This is a genomic window from Vibrio sp. Vb2960 (assembly GCF_033337665.1).
Taxonomy (GTDB): domain Bacteria; phylum Pseudomonadota; class Gammaproteobacteria; order Enterobacterales; family Vibrionaceae; genus Vibrio; species Vibrio alginolyticus.
Window position 1 is genome coordinate 92,342 of the sequence record NZ_JAWORD010000007.1, and the last position, 17,884, is coordinate 110,225.

The 17,884-nt window shown below is 47.0% G+C and carries 16 protein-coding genes; 7 read left to right on the forward strand and 9 right to left on the reverse strand.

Features of this window, described 5'->3' with window-relative positions:
- The first annotated feature begins 187 nt into the window (after positions 1-187).
- Entirely contained in the window at positions 188-2,269 is a 2,082-nt protein-coding gene (recG, locus tag R7O03_RS08010; protein ID WP_053303399.1) for an ATP-dependent DNA helicase RecG, read from the forward strand.
- 233 nt (positions 2,270-2,502) lie between these two features.
- Entirely contained in the window at positions 2,503-3,891 is a 1,389-nt protein-coding gene (locus R7O03_RS08015; protein WP_318131650.1) for a uracil-xanthine permease family protein, read from the forward strand.
- Positions 3,892-3,962: 71 nt separating this feature from the next.
- Here R7O03_RS08015 and envZ read toward each other — a convergent pair whose 3' ends face one another.
- From envZ to R7O03_RS08040, 5 genes are all read right to left on the reverse strand, one after another.
- Positions 3,963-5,255, reverse strand: a complete 1,293-nt coding sequence (gene envZ, locus R7O03_RS08020; RefSeq protein WP_318131651.1) for a two-component system sensor histidine kinase EnvZ — start codon at positions 5,253-5,255, stop codon at positions 3,963-3,965.
- A 102-nt stretch (positions 5,256-5,357) separates the two neighbouring features.
- On the reverse strand, positions 5,358-6,077 hold the full coding sequence (gene ompR, locus R7O03_RS08025) for a two-component system response regulator OmpR (RefSeq protein WP_005379333.1): 720 nt from the start codon (positions 6,075-6,077) through the stop codon (positions 5,358-5,360).
- A 129-nt stretch (positions 6,078-6,206) separates the two neighbouring features.
- The gene (locus R7O03_RS08030) at positions 6,207-6,602 is read right to left on the reverse strand and encodes a DUF1090 domain-containing protein (protein WP_017635004.1); all 396 of its coding nucleotides are present in this window, start codon (positions 6,600-6,602) and stop codon (positions 6,207-6,209) included.
- A 105-nt stretch (positions 6,603-6,707) separates the two neighbouring features.
- The gene (gene greB / locus R7O03_RS08035; protein WP_005379321.1) at positions 6,708-7,199 is read right to left on the reverse strand and encodes a transcription elongation factor GreB; all 492 of its coding nucleotides are present in this window, start codon (positions 7,197-7,199) and stop codon (positions 6,708-6,710) included.
- 117 nt (positions 7,200-7,316) lie between these two features.
- Positions 7,317-9,197 carry an ATP-dependent zinc protease gene (locus R7O03_RS08040; RefSeq protein ID WP_318131652.1) on the reverse strand — a complete coding sequence of 627 codons (1,881 nt, stop codon included), beginning with the start codon at positions 9,195-9,197 and terminating at the stop codon, positions 7,317-7,319.
- A gap of 229 nt (positions 9,198-9,426) precedes the next feature.
- Here R7O03_RS08040 and R7O03_RS08045 point away from each other — a divergent pair, with 229 nt between their 5' ends.
- Positions 9,427-11,748 carry a Tex family protein gene (locus R7O03_RS08045; protein WP_318131653.1) on the forward strand — a complete coding sequence of 774 codons (2,322 nt, stop codon included), beginning with the start codon at positions 9,427-9,429 and terminating at the stop codon, positions 11,746-11,748.
- Between the two features lie 104 nt (positions 11,749-11,852).
- Here the strand turns inward: R7O03_RS08045 and R7O03_RS08050 are convergent, their stop codons facing one another.
- Positions 11,853-12,317 (reverse strand): ATP-dependent Lon protease, encoded by a 465-nt coding sequence (locus R7O03_RS08050; protein WP_318131654.1) that lies wholly within the window; start codon positions 12,315-12,317, stop codon positions 11,853-11,855.
- A gap of 124 nt (positions 12,318-12,441) precedes the next feature.
- Positions 12,442-13,209, reverse strand: a complete 768-nt coding sequence (gene bioH / locus R7O03_RS08055) for a pimeloyl-ACP methyl ester esterase BioH (RefSeq protein ID WP_005384724.1) — start codon at positions 13,207-13,209, stop codon at positions 12,442-12,444.
- An 84-nt stretch (positions 13,210-13,293) separates the two neighbouring features.
- Here bioH and R7O03_RS08060 point away from each other — a divergent pair, with 84 nt between their 5' ends.
- The 4 genes from R7O03_RS08060 to cysQ all read left to right on the forward strand — a co-directional run bounded on the left by R7O03_RS08060 (position 13,294) and on the right by cysQ (position 16,319).
- Positions 13,294-14,019 (forward strand): amidophosphoribosyltransferase, encoded by a 726-nt coding sequence (locus tag R7O03_RS08060; RefSeq protein WP_025998648.1) that lies wholly within the window; start codon positions 13,294-13,296, stop codon positions 14,017-14,019.
- Between the two features lie 97 nt (positions 14,020-14,116).
- On the forward strand, positions 14,117-14,701 hold the full coding sequence (gene nfuA / locus R7O03_RS08065; RefSeq protein ID WP_005379313.1) for a Fe-S biogenesis protein NfuA: 585 nt from the start codon (positions 14,117-14,119) through the stop codon (positions 14,699-14,701).
- A 176-nt stretch (positions 14,702-14,877) separates the two neighbouring features.
- Positions 14,878-15,447 (forward strand): ADP compounds hydrolase NudE, encoded by a 570-nt coding sequence (gene nudE / locus R7O03_RS08070; RefSeq protein WP_005379309.1) that lies wholly within the window; start codon positions 14,878-14,880, stop codon positions 15,445-15,447.
- Between the two features lie 44 nt (positions 15,448-15,491).
- Complete coding sequence (gene cysQ / locus R7O03_RS08075) at positions 15,492-16,319, forward strand: 3'(2'),5'-bisphosphate nucleotidase CysQ (RefSeq protein ID WP_005379308.1); 828 nt, start codon at positions 15,492-15,494, stop codon at positions 16,317-16,319.
- Between the two features lie 303 nt (positions 16,320-16,622).
- Here cysQ and R7O03_RS08080 read toward each other — a convergent pair whose 3' ends face one another.
- Both R7O03_RS08080 and R7O03_RS08085 read right to left on the reverse strand, forming a co-directional pair.
- Complete coding sequence (locus R7O03_RS08080) at positions 16,623-17,384, reverse strand: type II secretion system protein N (RefSeq protein ID WP_017635007.1); 762 nt, start codon at positions 17,382-17,384, stop codon at positions 16,623-16,625.
- Position 17,385: 1 nt separating this feature from the next.
- Positions 17,386-17,877 (reverse strand): type II secretion system protein M, encoded by a 492-nt coding sequence (locus tag R7O03_RS08085; RefSeq protein ID WP_318131655.1) that lies wholly within the window; start codon positions 17,875-17,877, stop codon positions 17,386-17,388.
- Positions 17,878-17,884 lie beyond the last annotated feature (7 nt).

A 17,884-nucleotide genomic window follows, 5' to 3' on the forward strand; every position in this document is an offset into this window, starting at 1 on the left:
ATGCTAATAGTGTTAACTTCAGCGACATACTTGTTGGAAATAGAATCCTGATGTCGCTAAAGCTCCCCGGAATGATAGGTTATCAGTCAAATCATGACACTAACTAAAGCATGACTATTTTTTCCTGTACAAAAACACAGCTCCATGGTTAACATACTGCTATGTTAACCATTTTCTTGAGCCCTCTATGTCCGCCCAAATGTTATCTGCCGTCCCATTAACCTCCCTTTCTGGAGTTGGCGCGAAAGTCGCAGAAAAACTCGCCAAAGTTGGCTTACATAGCGTTCAAGATTTGCTGTTTCACCTTCCGTTACGCTACGAAGATCGTACTCGTATTTACCCTATTGCCAAACTGCATGCTGGCCTTTGGGCGGCCGTGCAAGGTAAGGTCATGGCAGTCGACACTATCTTCGGTAAGCGCAAAATGCTAACGGTAAAAATCAGCGACGGTAATGGCACTATCACGCTGCGCTTTTTCAACTTTACCGCAGCCATGAAGAACAATTTCACGCAAGGTAAGTTAGTGCATGCTTACGGTGAAATTAAGCGCGGTGGCATGGGTTTGGAGATTGTTCATCCTGACTACAAGTTTTACGTCAGCGAGCAAAAGCCCGATGTAGAACAGAGCTTAACCCCTGTTTATCCCACCACCGATGGATTGCGTCAAATCACATTACGCAACCTTACCGAACAAGCTTTAGCCCTGCTTGATAAAACCGCAGTGCAGGAATTACTTCCAGCGGGGTTGTATGACCATCAAATCACGATGTCGCAAGCGCTGCACACCATTCATCGCCCACCACCAACCATTAATTTAGATGAGTTTGACGAAGGCAAACATCCTGCCCAAATCCGCTTGATCATGGAAGAATTGCTCGCACAAAACTTATCGATGCTGGCGGTGCGTAGCAAAGGTCAGAAGGATTCAGCGCTACCTCTCGGTCCTTGTAATAAACTAAAAACGCAGCTTTTAGCCCAACTGCCTTTCTCTCCTACAAACGCTCAAACCCGAGTCGTACAAGAGATTGAAGCCGATCTAGAAAAACCGCACCCAATGATGCGATTAGTGCAAGGCGATGTTGGTTCGGGGAAAACGTTGGTTGCCGCTTTGGCCGCTGTTAGAGCCATTGAGCATGGCCATCAGGTGGCACTCATGGCGCCAACCGAACTATTGGCCGAGCAACACGCTATCAACTTCGCAAACTGGTTTGAAACCATGGGCATTCAAGTCGGTTGGTTAGCGGGCAAACTCAAAGGTAAGGCAAAGGAAGCCGAGTTGGCTCGTATTGCCAGTGGTGAAGCAAAAATGGTAGTGGGTACTCACGCGCTATTCCAAGAGCACGTTGAATTTCATCACCTTGCCTTGGTCATCATTGATGAACAGCACCGCTTCGGTGTCCATCAGCGATTAGAATTGCGTGAAAAAGGCGCAAAACAAGGCGCCTATCCACATCAGTTGATCATGACGGCGACGCCTATTCCTCGAACCTTAGCGATGACCGCTTACGCCGATCTGGAAACTTCCGTGATTGACGAGCTACCACCGGGTCGAACGCCGATTCAAACCGTTGCCATTCCTGATACAAAACGTGACGACATCGTCGAGCGTGTCCGAAATGCCTGCTTAAACGAAGGCAAGCAGGCATATTGGGTGTGTACCCTGATTGATGAGTCGGAAGTATTAGAAGCGCAAGCCGCGGCAGATACCGCAGAAGAGCTTCAACGTAAGCTACCGGACGTAAAAATTGGTCTAGTACACGGACGAATGAAGCCGGCAGAGAAACAAGCGGTGATGCAAGATTTCAAAGACAATAAACTGCATTTGCTGGTCGCAACGACAGTGATTGAAGTTGGTGTGGATGTGCCAAACTCTAGCTTGATGATCATAGAAAACCCTGAACGTCTTGGTTTGGCACAATTACACCAGTTAAGAGGTCGCGTGGGCCGAGGTTCCGTTGCTAGCCATTGTGTGCTGCTGTACCACTCTCCGCTGTCAAAAACCGCGCAAAAACGTCTCGGAGTACTACGTGAAAGTAACGATGGCTTCGTCATTGCGCAGAAAGACCTAGAAATTCGTGGCCCTGGAGAACTATTGGGTACAAAGCAGACAGGTCTTGCTGATTTCAAAATCGCAGACTTAGTTCGAGATCAACGCCTGATTCCCGAAGTTCAGCGTATTGCGCGTCATATTCATGACAATTACCCGACTAACGCAACAGCGATTATCGATCGCTGGTTGGGTGAGCGGGATATTTACTCCAAAGCGTAATGACTGAAAGCGAGCCAAATGGCTCGTTTTTTTAATACGCCAAAAACAAAGCAAACGTTTGCTTTTTGAGTAAATCTCTCTATAATCGCGCACAAATTTTTAAGTGTGTTAGATCACACTCCACCAACCTGAGTTGACTCTGATTAACAGCAATCACAGGTAACGACGTCAACTCCACCCTGCTCTCCCATTCAGCGAGAACTAGGGAAATATTGCGACTAGCGAGACAAACAATGACAACTTCAAACCGATCTTCGGAACTGGTCTATCAACTCAACGATCGACCACCTTTGCCTCAAACCATTTTTGCCGCACTTCAGCACTTATTGGCGATGTTCGTTGCGGTTATCACTCCGTCACTGATCATCTGTCAGTCTTTGGGTGTACCTGCAGACCAAACGAATACCATCATCAGCATGTCTTTATTTGCGTCAGGCGTGTCTTCGTTTATTCAAATTCGCACCATTGGCCCAATTGGCTCTGGTTTGCTCTCTGTTCAAGGTACCAGCTTTAACTTTTTAGGTCCTATTATTGGAGCAGGCCTATCGCTGAAAGCCGGTGGAGCAGACATCAGTACCATGATGGCTGCCATTTTTGGTACGATTTTAGTCGCATCATTTGCAGAAATTTTCCTATCTCGCGTGTTGGAGCATGCCCGCCGAATCATCACTCCTCTTGTTTCAGGCATCGTCGTCACTCTTATCGGTCTCACACTGATTCAAGTCGGCTTAGTATCAATGGGCGGTGGCTACGCAGCATTAAATGAAGGAACCTTCGGCAGCTTAGACAAACTTGCTCTGGCTGGGACGGTACTTGGATTAATTGTGATTTTAAACCGCTCGAAAAACCCATACATCCGTGTGGCTTCAATCGTGATTGCGATGCTAGTGGGTTACATCATGGCGTATTTTATGGGGATGGTAGATACTTCTCAGCTAGGCGCAACCGAGATCGTAGCACTGCCCGTACCAATGCAATATGGCTTATCGTTTGACTGGTCTCTGTTCATTCCGCTGGTACTGATTTTCTTTATTACCGCACTAGAGGCCATCGGTGATATTACCGCAACATCTGAAGTGTCTGGTGAGCCAGTAAAAGGCCCAGTGTACATGAAACGCATTAAGGGCGGTGTGTTAGCAGACGGCTTAAACTCTGCAATCGCAGCCGTTTTCAACAGCTTCCCGAACTCAACGTTTAGCCAGAATAACGGCATCATCATGCTAACAGGAGTCGCGAGCCGCTACGTGGGTTACTTTATTTCAGGCATGTTAGTGATTCTTGGCTTGTTTCCTGGCGTCGCTAGCTTTGTTCAGTTGATTCCTGAGCCAGTACTTGGCGGCGCAACGATTGTCATGTTTGGTACGATTGCTGCCGCTGGTGTGCGTATTATCTCTCGTGTTGAGCTCGATCGCCGCGCAATTCTGATCATGGCCTTATCCTTCTCAATGGGACTTGGTATCGCACAAAAACCAGAGATCCTGCAATTTATGCCAGAATTTATTAAGAGTATTTTCTCAACTGGTGTTGCAGCAGGTGGCATCACAGCGATCATTTTAAATCTACTTCTGCCAGAGAAACTGGAAGACGAAGATGAACTTCATCAGGAAGTGAAAGAGTCTTAAGATTATTGAGAATAAGAAAAGCCCAACCTATTTAGGTTGGGCTTTTTGTTTAAAGGGTGCAGGCCATCGACTTACTTGGTAGGAAAGCTGATTTGAGCGATTAAACCGCCTTCACTGCGATTACGCATCACCACAGAACCTGAATGTTGGCTGATTATACGCTTCACAATCGCCAACCCTAGCCCAGTGCCTTCACTACCGCGAGCGGTGTCACCACGCGTAAAGGGTTCAAATAACCTCGCGATTTGAGAATGCTCGATACCCGGTCCGTTGTCCTCTACTGAAATCCACACTAGCTGCTTATCTGCTGTCACACCAGTGCTGATTTTGACCCAGCCATTGCCATAACGTAGCGCATTCACAACTAAGTTACTGATCGCCCGCTTAATCGCAATCGCGCTTCCTTTGGCTGGCGGCAAGTTAAGATTAAGATCTGTTTCAATTTCAACCTCATAACCACCTTCAGAACTGGCGACGTCACTGGCAATCGTACTGATATCAACCGCTTCAAACGATTCTTGGTTCACCGGTTTGAGATAATCCATAAACTGACTGATGATCTCATTACATTCTTCCGTATCGCTAATGATCCCCTCCGCAAGATAGCTGTCCTCAGGAGACATCATTTCTGTCGCTAGGCGAATACGCGTCAGAGGCGTTCGTAAGTCATGGCTAATCCCCGCCATTAATAAGGCTCGGTCTTCTTCTAGCTCTTGAATACCTTTCGACATTTGATTAAAGGCTCGAGTTACAGAGCGAATCTCCGATGCGCCTTTCTCTGCTAAGGGGGGCGGGATCTCACCTCGACCGACGTCTTTCGCGGCTCTCTCTAAAGCCAAAAGTGGACGGTTTTGCAAACGAATAAACAACCAACCACCAGCAATGATCAGCAGCGCCATAATCAAACTGTTACGAAACAGCGGGGCAAAATCTTCTTCTTGCAGCTCAGATAACGGAATACGAATGATGGAGTTCGGCAACTTTTCGATGTGCATCCACAAAATGTAACTTTCATCGCCAAGCAATAAGCGTACTTCTGTAGGCGAACCCAGCTCTTGGCTCATTTCTTCAGACATCAAATCAATCGACATTGCGTGATGAAATTCAATCGCCTTATCGCTGTCAAGGCTGTGAACCGTCACCCCTAATCTTTCTAATAATTGACGCCTTAACGGTGCATCAGACTTTAAAGGTCCTTCATTATCAAGCACCAAATTGAGCTCATGGGCGAGAATTTTATTGAACTGCTGCAAACTCGGCATCAACGCGTAGTTAAAAACGGCGTAGTAAGAGAAAACTTGGCTCGCGAGAAGCAAAGAGATGAACAGCAGAATAGATTGTGTCAGTGAACTTCGGATGCGCATGGAACGTTCCTAGTGGTCCTAATCGCGAAATTTCAGCCTTCAAAGGGAAGGTAATGAAGGCTGAAGTTGCTATAGCCAAGTGCTGGCTATGGAGTGAAGAGGTTACACCTCTTTGCCGTCTGGGACGAAAACATAACCTAGGCCCCATACGGTTTGAATGTAGCGCGGCTTGCTCGGATCGTCTTCTAACATGCGACGTAAACGTGAGATTTGTACGTCAATAGAACGTTCCATTGCAGAATATTCACGGCCACGCGCCATGTTCATCAATTTGTCTCGTGACATTGGCTCACGTGCATTCATCACGAGCGCCTTTAGAACAGCAAACTCTCCAGAGGTGAGTGGCATTGCCTCATCACCGCGGAACATCTCGCGAGTGCCTAGATTGAGCCGGAATTCCCCGAACTCCACCACTTTTTCTTCCGTGCTTGGTGCACCCGGCAACTCTACGGTTTGGCGTCGTAATACGGCCTTGATGCGAGCCAATAATTCGCGTGGGTTAAACGGTTTTGGCAAATAATCATCCGCCCCTACCTCAAGACCTACGATGCGGTCCACTTCATCACCTTTCGCGGTGAGCATTAAGATTGGCAACATATTGTTCGCGTGGCGTAGACGACGACAAATTGACAAACCGTCTTCACCTGGCAACATTAGGTCCAGCACCATTAAGTGAAAGTTTTCGCGCGTTAGTAGGCGATCCATCTGTTCGCCATTGGCGACACTTCGTACCTGAAAACCTTGCTCAGAAAGGTAACGCTCCAATAGAGCACGTAAACGAGCATCGTCATCAACCACTAAAATTTTATGATTTTCTTGCATTGAAACATCCTTTCAGAAGCGTCTATTGTCGAAAATGTATCACTGTTTTTCCTAACGTGCTCAAGCAAATTGTTACTCTTTTTATCTTAAGCGCTTTATTCTCTCTCTAGCAGGTATTTTCAGCACCTACTATTGACCATAATTCCATTCCAGTTCACGTTTGGCCTCAAGCAGCTCTTGCTGTGCCTCAGCCAGCTTGTGACGTTTTTTCTCAATTTTGTCTGCTTTCCCTGAATGCTGAGCTTCGACTAATTCTTCCTCTCGCTCCTCAACTTCTTTAGTCTTTTCTTCCACTTCTGCTTGCAGCTCTTGGCGCAGCTCACCTTCCGAGCATTCATTCTGGATAGCGGAAAGTGCTTGCTCCAAGCCTTTAATGCGATGCTCATTACCTTGCGCTTTTGCATACTCAAGCTGCTGCTCTACCGCTAACTCTTTAGCGTCACAGCCTTTCACTTCATCTTGAGCAAAAACTGAAAGTGAGAAACCTATTGTTAGTGCAGCACTACACATGACTGCTTTGTTCATTTTACTTCTCCGAGAAAGGCACCATGCCTTTATACCAAATATTCTGACGTTGAGACCCAAGTCACTTCTAGTGAACTTCATGAGACTTGAATCGGTGATAAAGCCTCAGTCTTCCGAGGCCGGTTGAGTGTATTCAATTGAGTTGATGAACCACTCTTTTTCACCTTCTGGGGTGCGTACCGTGAACTCTTCATCCACTTGTTTTTTCAACATCGCTCGCGCCATAGGTGAATCGATAGAGATGTAGTCTTTCGCATCGCCATAAATCTCTTCAGGCCCGACAATACGAAACTTTTTCACTTCTCCTGCCTCATTTTCTATTTCCACCCATGCACCAAAAAAGACTTTGCCTTCTTGTTGCGGAGAATAGTCAACGATCGTGACTTCTGGCAGGAATTTACGAAGGAAGCGGACACGACGGTCGATCTGACGGAGTAAACGTTTATTGAAGGTGTAATCCGCATTTTCTGAGCGATCGCCCAGGCTCGCAGCCCAAGTGACGATCTTGGTGATTTCCGGACGCTTTTCATTCCAAAGGTAATCATGCTCTTGTTTGAGTTTGTTGTAACCTTCTCGTGTAATCAGCTTAGTTTTCAAATTAACTCCTATCTCAACTAAAAAATGCTGCTCTTTGGCAGCATTAAGGAGATGATATACCCAAAGATCCAATGTTGTTCAGGCTTTGGGTATCAAGGTGATAAGGCGGCCAGAGTGTTACTTTTCGTAATCCGGTTTTTGCGTCACGATGTAATTCGTATCACTCGAAACAACCGCGCCATGTTTTAGGAAGTTTTTACCTAAAATCATGCTGTAATGGAAGCGACCTCGGTCCTGTAAGTTGACTCGGATCTTCTTCTCTAATTCGCCAAGCTTAACATGCATTTCAACCACAGGGCGTACGTTCGCTTTCTCACCTTTCTTCGCTTTAATACGCATGACATCAACAACAGGCTTAGTAAACGCCTGTTTCATGCCAAGATCGTTCTCATAGGTAAAGCTCACCATGTCTTTGCCGTCTTTCTTAAACTGCTTGATGTTCTTAGCATTGATTGAGCTTACATCTGCACCCGTGTCTAACTTCACAGGGAAAGACATCCCCTCAACTTCCGCCACTTCGATGTGGCCAGCTTTGAAAAGTGGCCTTGCATCTAGTAGATGGTCTGCGCGAGTGTTCAGCAACACACCACCCTTGGCTATGTCATGACCAAAGACGAAAAAGGGTTGAGTGTCACCCTCATCAAGCACATCGAGCGCAAACTTCATTGATGTGTCTTTCCTACCGAGAAGAAAGTCTCCTTCAACAACAGGGCGCACCGCGCTGCCAACCTTGAGCTTTTTCAACACTGGTTTGGTGATTTTTTCTTCTTTCCCCTCATCGTTCATTAAATAAAACGTGACGGACTCATCCTTACCTTTTTCTGTTACTTCAAACCCATTTACACGCAGTAATGGCGTTTTCACAGTAAAAGTGGGGTAAGCAGGGACGGTATAACCATCAATGGTGACCTGTTCTTCTGGTGAAACGACAAGAGGTTTTGATTTGAGCGAGCTTTTGAACGTTTTTTCTACGCCACCCAGTAGATTTTCTCTGTCCGTATCAATAACAAAGTGCTGACTCGCGACGTCCCGACCTAAGCGAATTTGCGAACTGAACTTACTGCGATCACGCAGATACACCAACCAACGTTGAGTTTCATTTTCGCCGACTTTGACGGGTAAATAGACTAAAGGGCGCTCGCTTTTGGTCGTTTTCAGCATTCGTACCAAGGGTAATGTCATTGGATGACGCTTGCCATTCTCGCCCTCTAACATAAAAGAGACTTCGTTATGCTTTTTGTCTACCTTGATGTCCAGTGCATGGACGTTGGTATAACGGCTAGAAGTTGAGATGCTGATCTTATATGGCACACCTTCGACTTCAACCGTCTCTTTTTTGCCAATCATTTTTGCGCGTGGCTGTTCTTGAAGGTAATCGTAACCAGCGAAGACCCATGCGTTATCATCGAGATAGGTTTTACCAATCAAGATAGGAGAAGAGAATTGCGTACGCTTGGTCAGGTTCACTTCCGTATCAACGGTGTGACCAGCGATTGTCATCGGCATTTTTATTGTCGGGCGTAGGATGGGCTTTTTGCTTGTTCGGCTGCGAATCGCGCTCACTCTTTCCAGATCATCGGTAATCTGTATTTCCTTCCCTGTATAAGGGTGAGGAACCGTAAAGCTAACCTTTACTTGATATGGCTTAAAGCTGTCGGCGTCCCACTTTGCCTTCGTACCACCTAAGTCATCGACAATCGCCCAAAGTAACTCGTTATCTTTCAAATCTTGGTAATCTGGGTGTGAGCTACTGACATGGATATTCTCCGCATGCATCGATGTCGTATCTGCACCAGTATCAATCTTGCCAATAAATGGCACCGCTTTTAGTTCCGGAATGTCACTGTAGTAGACGCTCTCCACACGCCCTAGTACCAATTTGTTATCGAGCTGATAAACGGGAGCTTGTGTGGTTCCTGAGATAGATTGCGCCCAATTAAGCGGGGCGACAAGTAAGGCACTCGTAAGCGCTAACGCCAAAGACATTTTTTTCATCATGATTATCCGTATAAGCCGAGGTACATTTAGTGATATCAACAACCGTGGAATTAGGTTAGTCGATAACTGCGGATATAAGTTCTCAATTTAATTACAGTTTTGACATAAATCTGACTGATGTCCACCAGCGCCCGGTAAATTTTTGCCTCGTTAATTTAAAACATTGCAAATTCTTCGAATGACCCCAATGTTCTATACAACCCAAACCGAATTAAAAGAGAAAACACGGATGAGCCAAGCTATCTGTCGCATGATTGCTCAAGAACTGAATGTTCGCCCAGAGCAAGTCAACGCCGCTGTCACCCTAATTGATGATGGCAACACTGTCCCTTTTATTGCACGTTACCGCAAAGAGGTGACGGGGGGCCTTGATGATACCCAGCTGCGTACTTTGGACAGCCGTCTGTCTTACCTTCGTGAAATGGATGATCGCCGTCAAACCATCCTCAAATCAATCCAAGAGCAAGGCAAACTGACGCCAGAGCTAGAACAAGAGATCGCGCAGGCAGACAGCAAAACTCGTCTTGAAGACTTATACCTACCTTACAAACCCAAGCGTCGTACGAAAGGTCAGATCGCGATTGAGGCTGGTCTTGAGCCACTCGCAGATCAACTTTGGAATCATCCACAAACCGAGCCAGAAAGCGAAGCAAGCAAATACCTTGATGCAGACAAAGGCATCGCAGACACCAAAGCTGCATTGGATGGCGCTCGCGCGATCATCATGGAGCGCATCGCAGAAGACGCAAACTTACTGGAAAAAATTCGCAACCACTTAAATCGCAATGCGGAACTGGTTTCACGAGTCGTTGAAGGCAAAGAGCAAGAAGGCGAGAAGTTTAAAGATTACTTCAACCACAACGAGCCCCTAAGCAAAGTGCCATCGCACCGCGCACTGGCGATGCTACGCGGCCGTAACGAAGGCTTCCTGACATTGGCGATGAACGCTGATCCAGAACAGGAAGAAGGCGCTCGTCAGTCTTACTGCGAAACGATTATCGCCGACCATTATGGCGTAACGCTAAGCAGCGCACCGGCGGATACCTGGCGTAAGCAAGTGATCAGCTGGGCATGGCGCATCAAAGTATCGATGCACATGGAAACCGAGCTAATGGGCGCAATGAAAGAGCGCGCTGAAATCGAAGCGATTGAAGTATTCGCCACTAACCTAAAAGACTTGTTGATGGCAGCACCGGCTGGCCCTCGTGCAACACTTGGCCTCGATCCGGGTCTGCGTACAGGTTCAAAAATCGCGGTTGTCGACTCAACAGGTAAAGTGCTTGCAACCGAAACCATCTACCCTCACCCACCACAAAAACAATACGACAAGTCAGCACAAATCGTTGATCAGTTGGTGCGTAAGTACAATGTGGATTTGATTGCGATTGGTAACGGTACGGCTTCACGTGAAACCGACAGCTTTGTCGCAGACGTCATCAAACGTGGCAACCTGAAAGTTCAGAAGATCATCGTAAGTGAAGCGGGGGCTTCGGTTTACTCCGCGTCTGAGCTTGCAGCAAAAGAGTTCCCGAATATGGACGTATCACTGCGTGGTGCAGTGTCGATTGCACGTCGTTTGCAAGATCCATTGGCTGAACTCGTGAAAATTGATCCGAAATCTATTGGTGTGGGTCAATACCAGCACGATGTAAGCCAATCTATGTTGGCAAAACGCCTAGATGCGATTGTGGAAGACTGTGTAAACGCGGTTGGTGTTGATGTGAACACTGCTTCTGCGGCGCTACTGACGCGCGTAGCAGGCTTATCAAGCACCATCGCGCAGAACATTGTCGACTTCCGCGATGAGAACGGCCGCTTCGAAGCACGTACAACCTTGAAGAAAGTACCTCGTTTAGGTCCTAAGGCGTTCGAGCAGTGTGCGGGCTTCCTGCGTATTATGGATGGTAAGAACCCACTTGATGCGTCTGCGGTTCACCCAGAAGCGTACCCAGTGGTCAAAGCGATTTCTGAGAAGAACAACAAAGACATCAAAGCACTGATTGGTGATTCAAGCTTCCTTAAAGGTCTGCATGCGGTCGATTACACCGACGATAACTTCGGCGTTCCAACCATTACAGACATCATCAAAGAGTTAGACAAGCCGGGTCGTGACCCACGTCCAGAATTCAAAACGGCGACCTTTGCAGAAGGTGTAAACTCGGTATCTGACTTGGAACCGGGCATGATTCTAGAAGGCGTGGTGTCTAACGTAGCCAACTTCGGTGCCTTCGTTGATATCGGCGTTCACCAAGATGGTCTTGTGCATATTTCTGCACTGACAGATCGTTATGTGTCTGACCCACGTGAAGTGGTGAAAGCGGGCGACATCGTCAAAGTGAAAGTGATGGAAGTTGACGTGCAGCGTAAGCGTATTGGTCTATCGATGCGTATGAACGACGAACCGGGTCAAGACAACCGCAGCCAACGCTCATCAGCAGCGCCGCGTCGTAATGACCAACAGCAGCGTCGTCAGCCTCGCCGTGATGACTCATCATCGAACAGCGCGATGGGCGGTGCGTTTGCGGCGGCGTTTGCTAAAGCGAAAAAGTAACCTTACCTAGGCTTCACCGCTAACGAGCTTTCATAACTAAAAAGAAAACGCTCCAATCAGTCAACCTGCTTGGAGCGTTTTTGTTTGAGTAGGATATTGAGTCGTCATAATACTGCTATCACTTCTGACGGGGTATGGGGAGCGACTGCATGACCATAATGAAACTTGATCACCTTCCTGCGCTTTTCCATTAATCCTTCATTGATCGCAGCATCCAAAATGCGCTTTGGTAAGCGAAAGCGGATCGCGTAGCCTTTCCCCTGGTCTTCACTATACGATTTGAGCGCAAGCAAACTAAAAAGCCGTTCTAGTGTATCTTCCGGCTCTTCTTGATAACGCGTGTCGACTTCCGTTGCCATATCATAATCAGGATGCTCTGAAGGATCCCAAGAAGACTGACGTCGGCGCTTGTCATCACCTTTTACTTTTCGCTCTGCATTGGTTTTGGCCAATGCGACCGTTGGCGTTACAGGCTCTCGGACTTTATTGTCGCGAGCTGCTTGTTCCGTCTGCACATTCACGGATGGGGCGATCAGTGGCACACTTACGTTGGTCGGTGACACAATCATTGCGAACCCTCCTCAGAGTCGCCCAACTCGTCAATATGGCTTAGCTTTATTGGCTAATAAAACCTCACCAGCCTTTATATCGACCACTTTTTAAACAACTTGAGGTATTTCCGCTCGTACTTGCTCAATCGTGAGCAAACTCTCGGATTTGAACACAAAATTCGTCATGTTCGGTGATAAAAGGCGCATGAGAGGACTGATTAAAAACAAACTGCTGGGTATGAGGCAACTGTTCACTTAAATCGTTAGCTACTTTAATTGGCACCAACCCATCTAAACGGCCATAAAGACGCAACATTGGAACAGAAAGAGACGTCAACGCATCGCGCAGATCCACATCAGCAAGGATGTTTAGCCCAACCAACAGCGATTCAGGGTTTGGCTGAGGGCGCGATAGTACCGCTTGCTTGAGCTGTTTAACGTCTTTACGCGCTGATGGGCTGCCCATCGCTTGCAACGCCATAAAGCGCTCAATGGTCAGTGAGAAATCTTCTAGCAACTGAGAGGTGAACGCACTCAGTACATTCGGTTGAATGCCACGCCACGGTTTTTCTGCGGCAAATTTTGGTGAGCTGGCAACCGTAATCAACTTAGCCACGCGCTCGGGCATATTTAATGCCACATGCGTCGCCACTAAACCTCCGAGGGACCAACCAAGCCAAATCGCTTTCTCTGGCGCACCTTGCACCACCAAGTTAGCAATATGGTCTAAATCTTCAGCATGAGATTCGGCGCTATGTCCGTACCCCGGAAGGTCAACCACATGAACTCGGAAATAAGGTTGAAGAGACTCGACTGTCTGCTGCCATACCGCACCATTCATGCCCCAACCATGAAGTAACACCAAATCTGGTCCCTGACCAAATGACTGCCAGTGTAATTTCGTGCTCATGCTCTCAATCTCTCCCACTTATTTTATTCCCTACGGCTTCAGCCAAGCGTTAGGCTGAGTAAAATATCACCATGAATAAACGCTATGTTATCTCATCACTGGCAAAACATCATGCATCGCGTATTGAGCAGTCAATGCGGCCTGTGTCGGTTCCCTATTCAAACACCAAGCCACACAAATACTCTGCGCTGGTGCGAGCACTGTTTAAAATACCTAACTCCGGTAAAACGATGTCAACGCTGCGGTTTATCATTACAGAAAGAAGAAATGAGTACGGATAGTATTTGTGGTGAATGTCTTTCAGAGCCACCGCCATGGCAAAGGCTATACACGTTAGGCGATTACGACTTTCCCCTTTCACGGGAAGTACAACGCTTTAAAGATCACGGAGAGTCTTGGCATGTAAAAGCATTAACCGAGCAACTGGCACAGCGCATCACCACGCCAGCTCCAATCATTACCAGTGTGCCATTGCACTGGCAGCGTTACCTGCGCCGGGGTTTTAATCAAAGTGATGTTTTAGCCCGACACCTCGCCAAGCAATTGCAGACTAATTTTGATGCGAAGGTCTTTCGTCGAGTAAAGCTCGCCCAATCACAGCGTGGTAATACCAAAACAAGCCGTGAACAAAACTTAAAAGGCGCGTTTATTCTCAATAAGCAACCTCACTCTTCCCATGTTGCCATCGTCGATGATGTAGTCACCACAGGCAGTACCGTACGACAATTATGTCATTTACTACTTGAAGTTGGCGTAGAAAGCATCGATATTTACTGCATCTGCAGAACACCTGCTCCTCGTTCTCTCTAGATCGCTTCGCCATGCCTTAGCATCAAAAAGACTAGACCCATACGTCAACAAGAGTAGAATAGCAGCAGTAACCTACAAATTTACTCGGGTATTCGTCGTGTCAAATATTACTATTACAGAAACTGCGCAAACGCATTTCGCTAACCTTTTAGGTCAACAACCTGAAGGCACTAACATTCGTATTTTCGTTGTGAACCCAGGTACACAAAACGCTGAGTGTGGCGTGTCTTACTGCCCACCAGAAGCAGTAGAATCGACCGACACTGAACTCTCTTACAGCGGTTTTTCAGCTTACGTGGATGAGCTGAGCCTGCCATTCCTTGAAGACGCTGAAATCGATTTTGTTACCGATAAAATGGGCTCTCAGCTAACGCTAAAAGCACCTAACGCTAAAATGCGTAAAGTTGCGGACGACGCACCACTGGTTGAGCGCGTTGAGTACGTTATCCAAACTCAAGTGAACCCACAGCTTGCTGGCCACGGTGGTCACGTAAACTTGGTTGAGATCACTGAAGACGGTGTTGCGATTGTTGCATTTGGTGGCGGTTGTAATGGCTGTTCTATGGTTGACGTAACACTAAAAGAAGGCATCGAGAAAGAACTGCTAAACCAGTTCATTGGTGAACTAACCGCAGTTCGTGATGCTACAGAACATGACCGTGGTGATCACTCTTACTACTAAGAGTAAACACTGTCAGAAAGTGGGAGGCTTCGGTCTCCCATTTTTGTATCGATACTGAGGTGATGCTGAGATGCTTAGCTCGACTCGTAAAATCCGCTAGAAACTCAGGCGGAGTTCTCATATATTAAGAATCTTACGCATCTCGTAAACGCCAACGACACCAAGGAGCCAGCGTCATGCCGAAACGAACCCCACCAGAGATACTCTCATGCCAGACGGTTGCAAAATCCAAACTGTTTGCTGTGGAAGCGCTCGACCTTCGTTTTTCCAATGGTGAGCACCGTACTTATGAGCGTATGAAGCCAAGTGGACGAGATGCTGTAATGGTAGTCCCTGTAACAGAACAAGGCGATTTATTACTGGTGCGTGAATACGCCGCTGGAACTGAACGTTACGAGCTAGGTTTCCCAAAAGGGCTGATTGACCCAGGAGAAACACCACACCAAGCTGCGGATCGTGAGTTAAAAGAAGAAATCGGCTTTGGCTGTAATCAGTTAACCCCGTTGAAACAAGTTATCCTCGCGCCATCTTACTTTTCGAGCAAAATGACTCTATTTTTAGGACAGGCGCTTTATCCAGAGAAGCAAGAAGGCGATGAGCCTGAACCACTGGAAATTGTGCGTTGGCCACTTGCGCAAGCCGAAGAGTTATTAACTCACATGGATTTCTGTGAAGCACGAAGCATCACAGCGCTAATGTTGGCACTGAAACACTTACCAAACACCACTCACAAGCATAACCAATAACGGTCATTAGAACCGAATAACACTGTGAGTAAGGACTATCACTTATGCCAATGACAAAAGATCTATCTCACCTACTTCCTCAAGTCATCGAGATTGCCCGCAGTGCTGGGCAAATGATCCTCGAAATATATGAAAAGAAGCAATACGAGGCCTACACCAAAAGTGACGAAACTCCCGTAACAAGTGCGGATATTGCAGCTCACAAGTTCATCACTGAACGCTTGAGTGATCTGACGCCTGACATTCCCGTGTTGTCAGAAGAAGACGCAGACATAAGCTTAGAGCAACGCGCTCAGTGGGAACGTTATTGGTTAGTCGACCCTCTTGATGGTACTCAAGAATTCATCGCTCGCAGTGGTGACTTTGCCACTATTATTGCGTTGGTCGACAACAATCGACCAACCATGGGCGTCGTTTACGGTCCTGTATCTGGCGTGACTTACTACGCTTATAATGGCAAAGGCGCCTGGAAAATTCCCGACATGTCGGACAGCGTCAAAATCCATACACACAAACACGAACAGCCAGAGCAAAGCATCGCAATTGCTATTAGTCGTCGCCAAGACATCAATCGTATTACTAACCGTATGAGCAGCGCCTGGAATTACGACTTAATACCGCTCGGTTCTGCGGCATTGAAAGCATGCCTCGTCGCGGAAGGGGCGGTAGATTGCTATCTCCGACTAGGTCCAACAGGTGAGTGGGACACCGCTGCGACACAATGCATTGTTGAAGAAGCTGGCGGACGTATTCTCAGCACGCAATTAGAACCGCTGTCATATAACGAGCGGGAAACACTAGAAAACCCGAACTTTATTGTTCTTGGTGATGCGGATTTACCTTGGAATGAGATTTTACAACGCAAAGATTAAGCGCCCTATCGGTAAAATTTAGAGCACAAAATTCTAGCAATAGAAAGGCCACGAATATCTTCGTGGCCTTTTCTTTTTGACCTTCTGTACAGCACTTGGAGTATTTGGCCTACTATGTTCCAATTACTTGTAAAGCTGAACGAAAGAAAACAAATCAATTAAAAATCATGGCTTTAAACTTTCACTCATTCCCAATCAAGATCGAATGTACAGCGAATAGAGGTTTTAGCTTATGATGATCCAAAAGCAAAAAGAGCTGCACAATAGCAGCTCTTTTAAGATATTGGATTTTGTCACGATAGGTTAGAAGCGCCCTTGGTAATTAAACTCATATTGACCTTGAGCATTCGGCTTACCCAGCCATTTCAGTTGCTCCCCCATGCTGGATGGGAACTCTGCACCAGGTTTGAACCACGCTTTGGTTGAGTACCGTTGATTAGGCATCAGTTCAGCGGAAAACGCCGCAGAGACTTGTTTGCTGCTCTGCTCACCAGTTGCCGTCAATACACTATCCTGACAGTTTATATCGGCAATCACAGGACCGAGATCTAAGCTGCCAACGGGGCTTTGAATACCACTGGCATTCCATACTAAAGTGCCTTCACCGTTCTTACACCAAGGCGCAGCATAAGTCGCATGACGAATATTCAGCTCAAGCTGCCCATCAACACCAACAGGCACAGGGAGGCGCGCTTGCTCAACAACTTTTACCGCCGGAATCGAGGCAACTAAGTTTTTGGCATAAGGGCCATCACTTAAGCTATAGCCGACAAAACCGCGCCCACGAACGTCCATTTCACTACCACGACCAAAGCGCACAGCAAACTCAGCTTTACCTGTCAGTAGACTCGACCATTGGAAATCCCAATTAACTTCTCCAAGGTTCTGGCGCTGCCAACGAATACTAGCAGCTTGACCTTGCCATACCGAACCGTTGGCTCCTTGAATGTCCAGGCCTCTCACTGTTGGTGCTTGTTGTAACACCCAAGAGACTGGTAATCCCATTAAAAGACTGACTGAAAAAAAGACGATAAAGATAACAACGTAAAGTACTGCTCGCTTCACCTTAACCTCGCTTAAACTGAAGGCGGTTTACATCGATCATGCCCGCTTGCTCTGTTCGGTCGATATCTAAAAATTCGACTTCAATACCCTGTTGCTCTTTCAAGTAACGTAACCAATCCACTAGTTGATTAAACGCGAGTGGTTTGATCCACACTTGAACGCTCTCATTACGAGGTTGTACGCGAATCAACTCAACTTTATAACGACGAGCTGAAGAAGAAACCAACTGATTCAACGGTTGACTAGAGTAGCTCACACCGCTGCTTTTTCGCAGTACAGTGATGCCATCCGCTTTATCTTGTACCCAAGCTAGCAACTGTTTTTCGCTTTGAATACGTGACTGAGCTAGCTCCGCACGTTGGCTCATTGGCTGTAATAAACCCCAATAAATAATACCGATAACGGCAATAGCGCCACATCCCATGACCAAACGCTGCTCACGCTGCGAGATGCTGCTCCACCAAACCTGAGCTTGAGAAATTAAGTTTTTCATCATCACC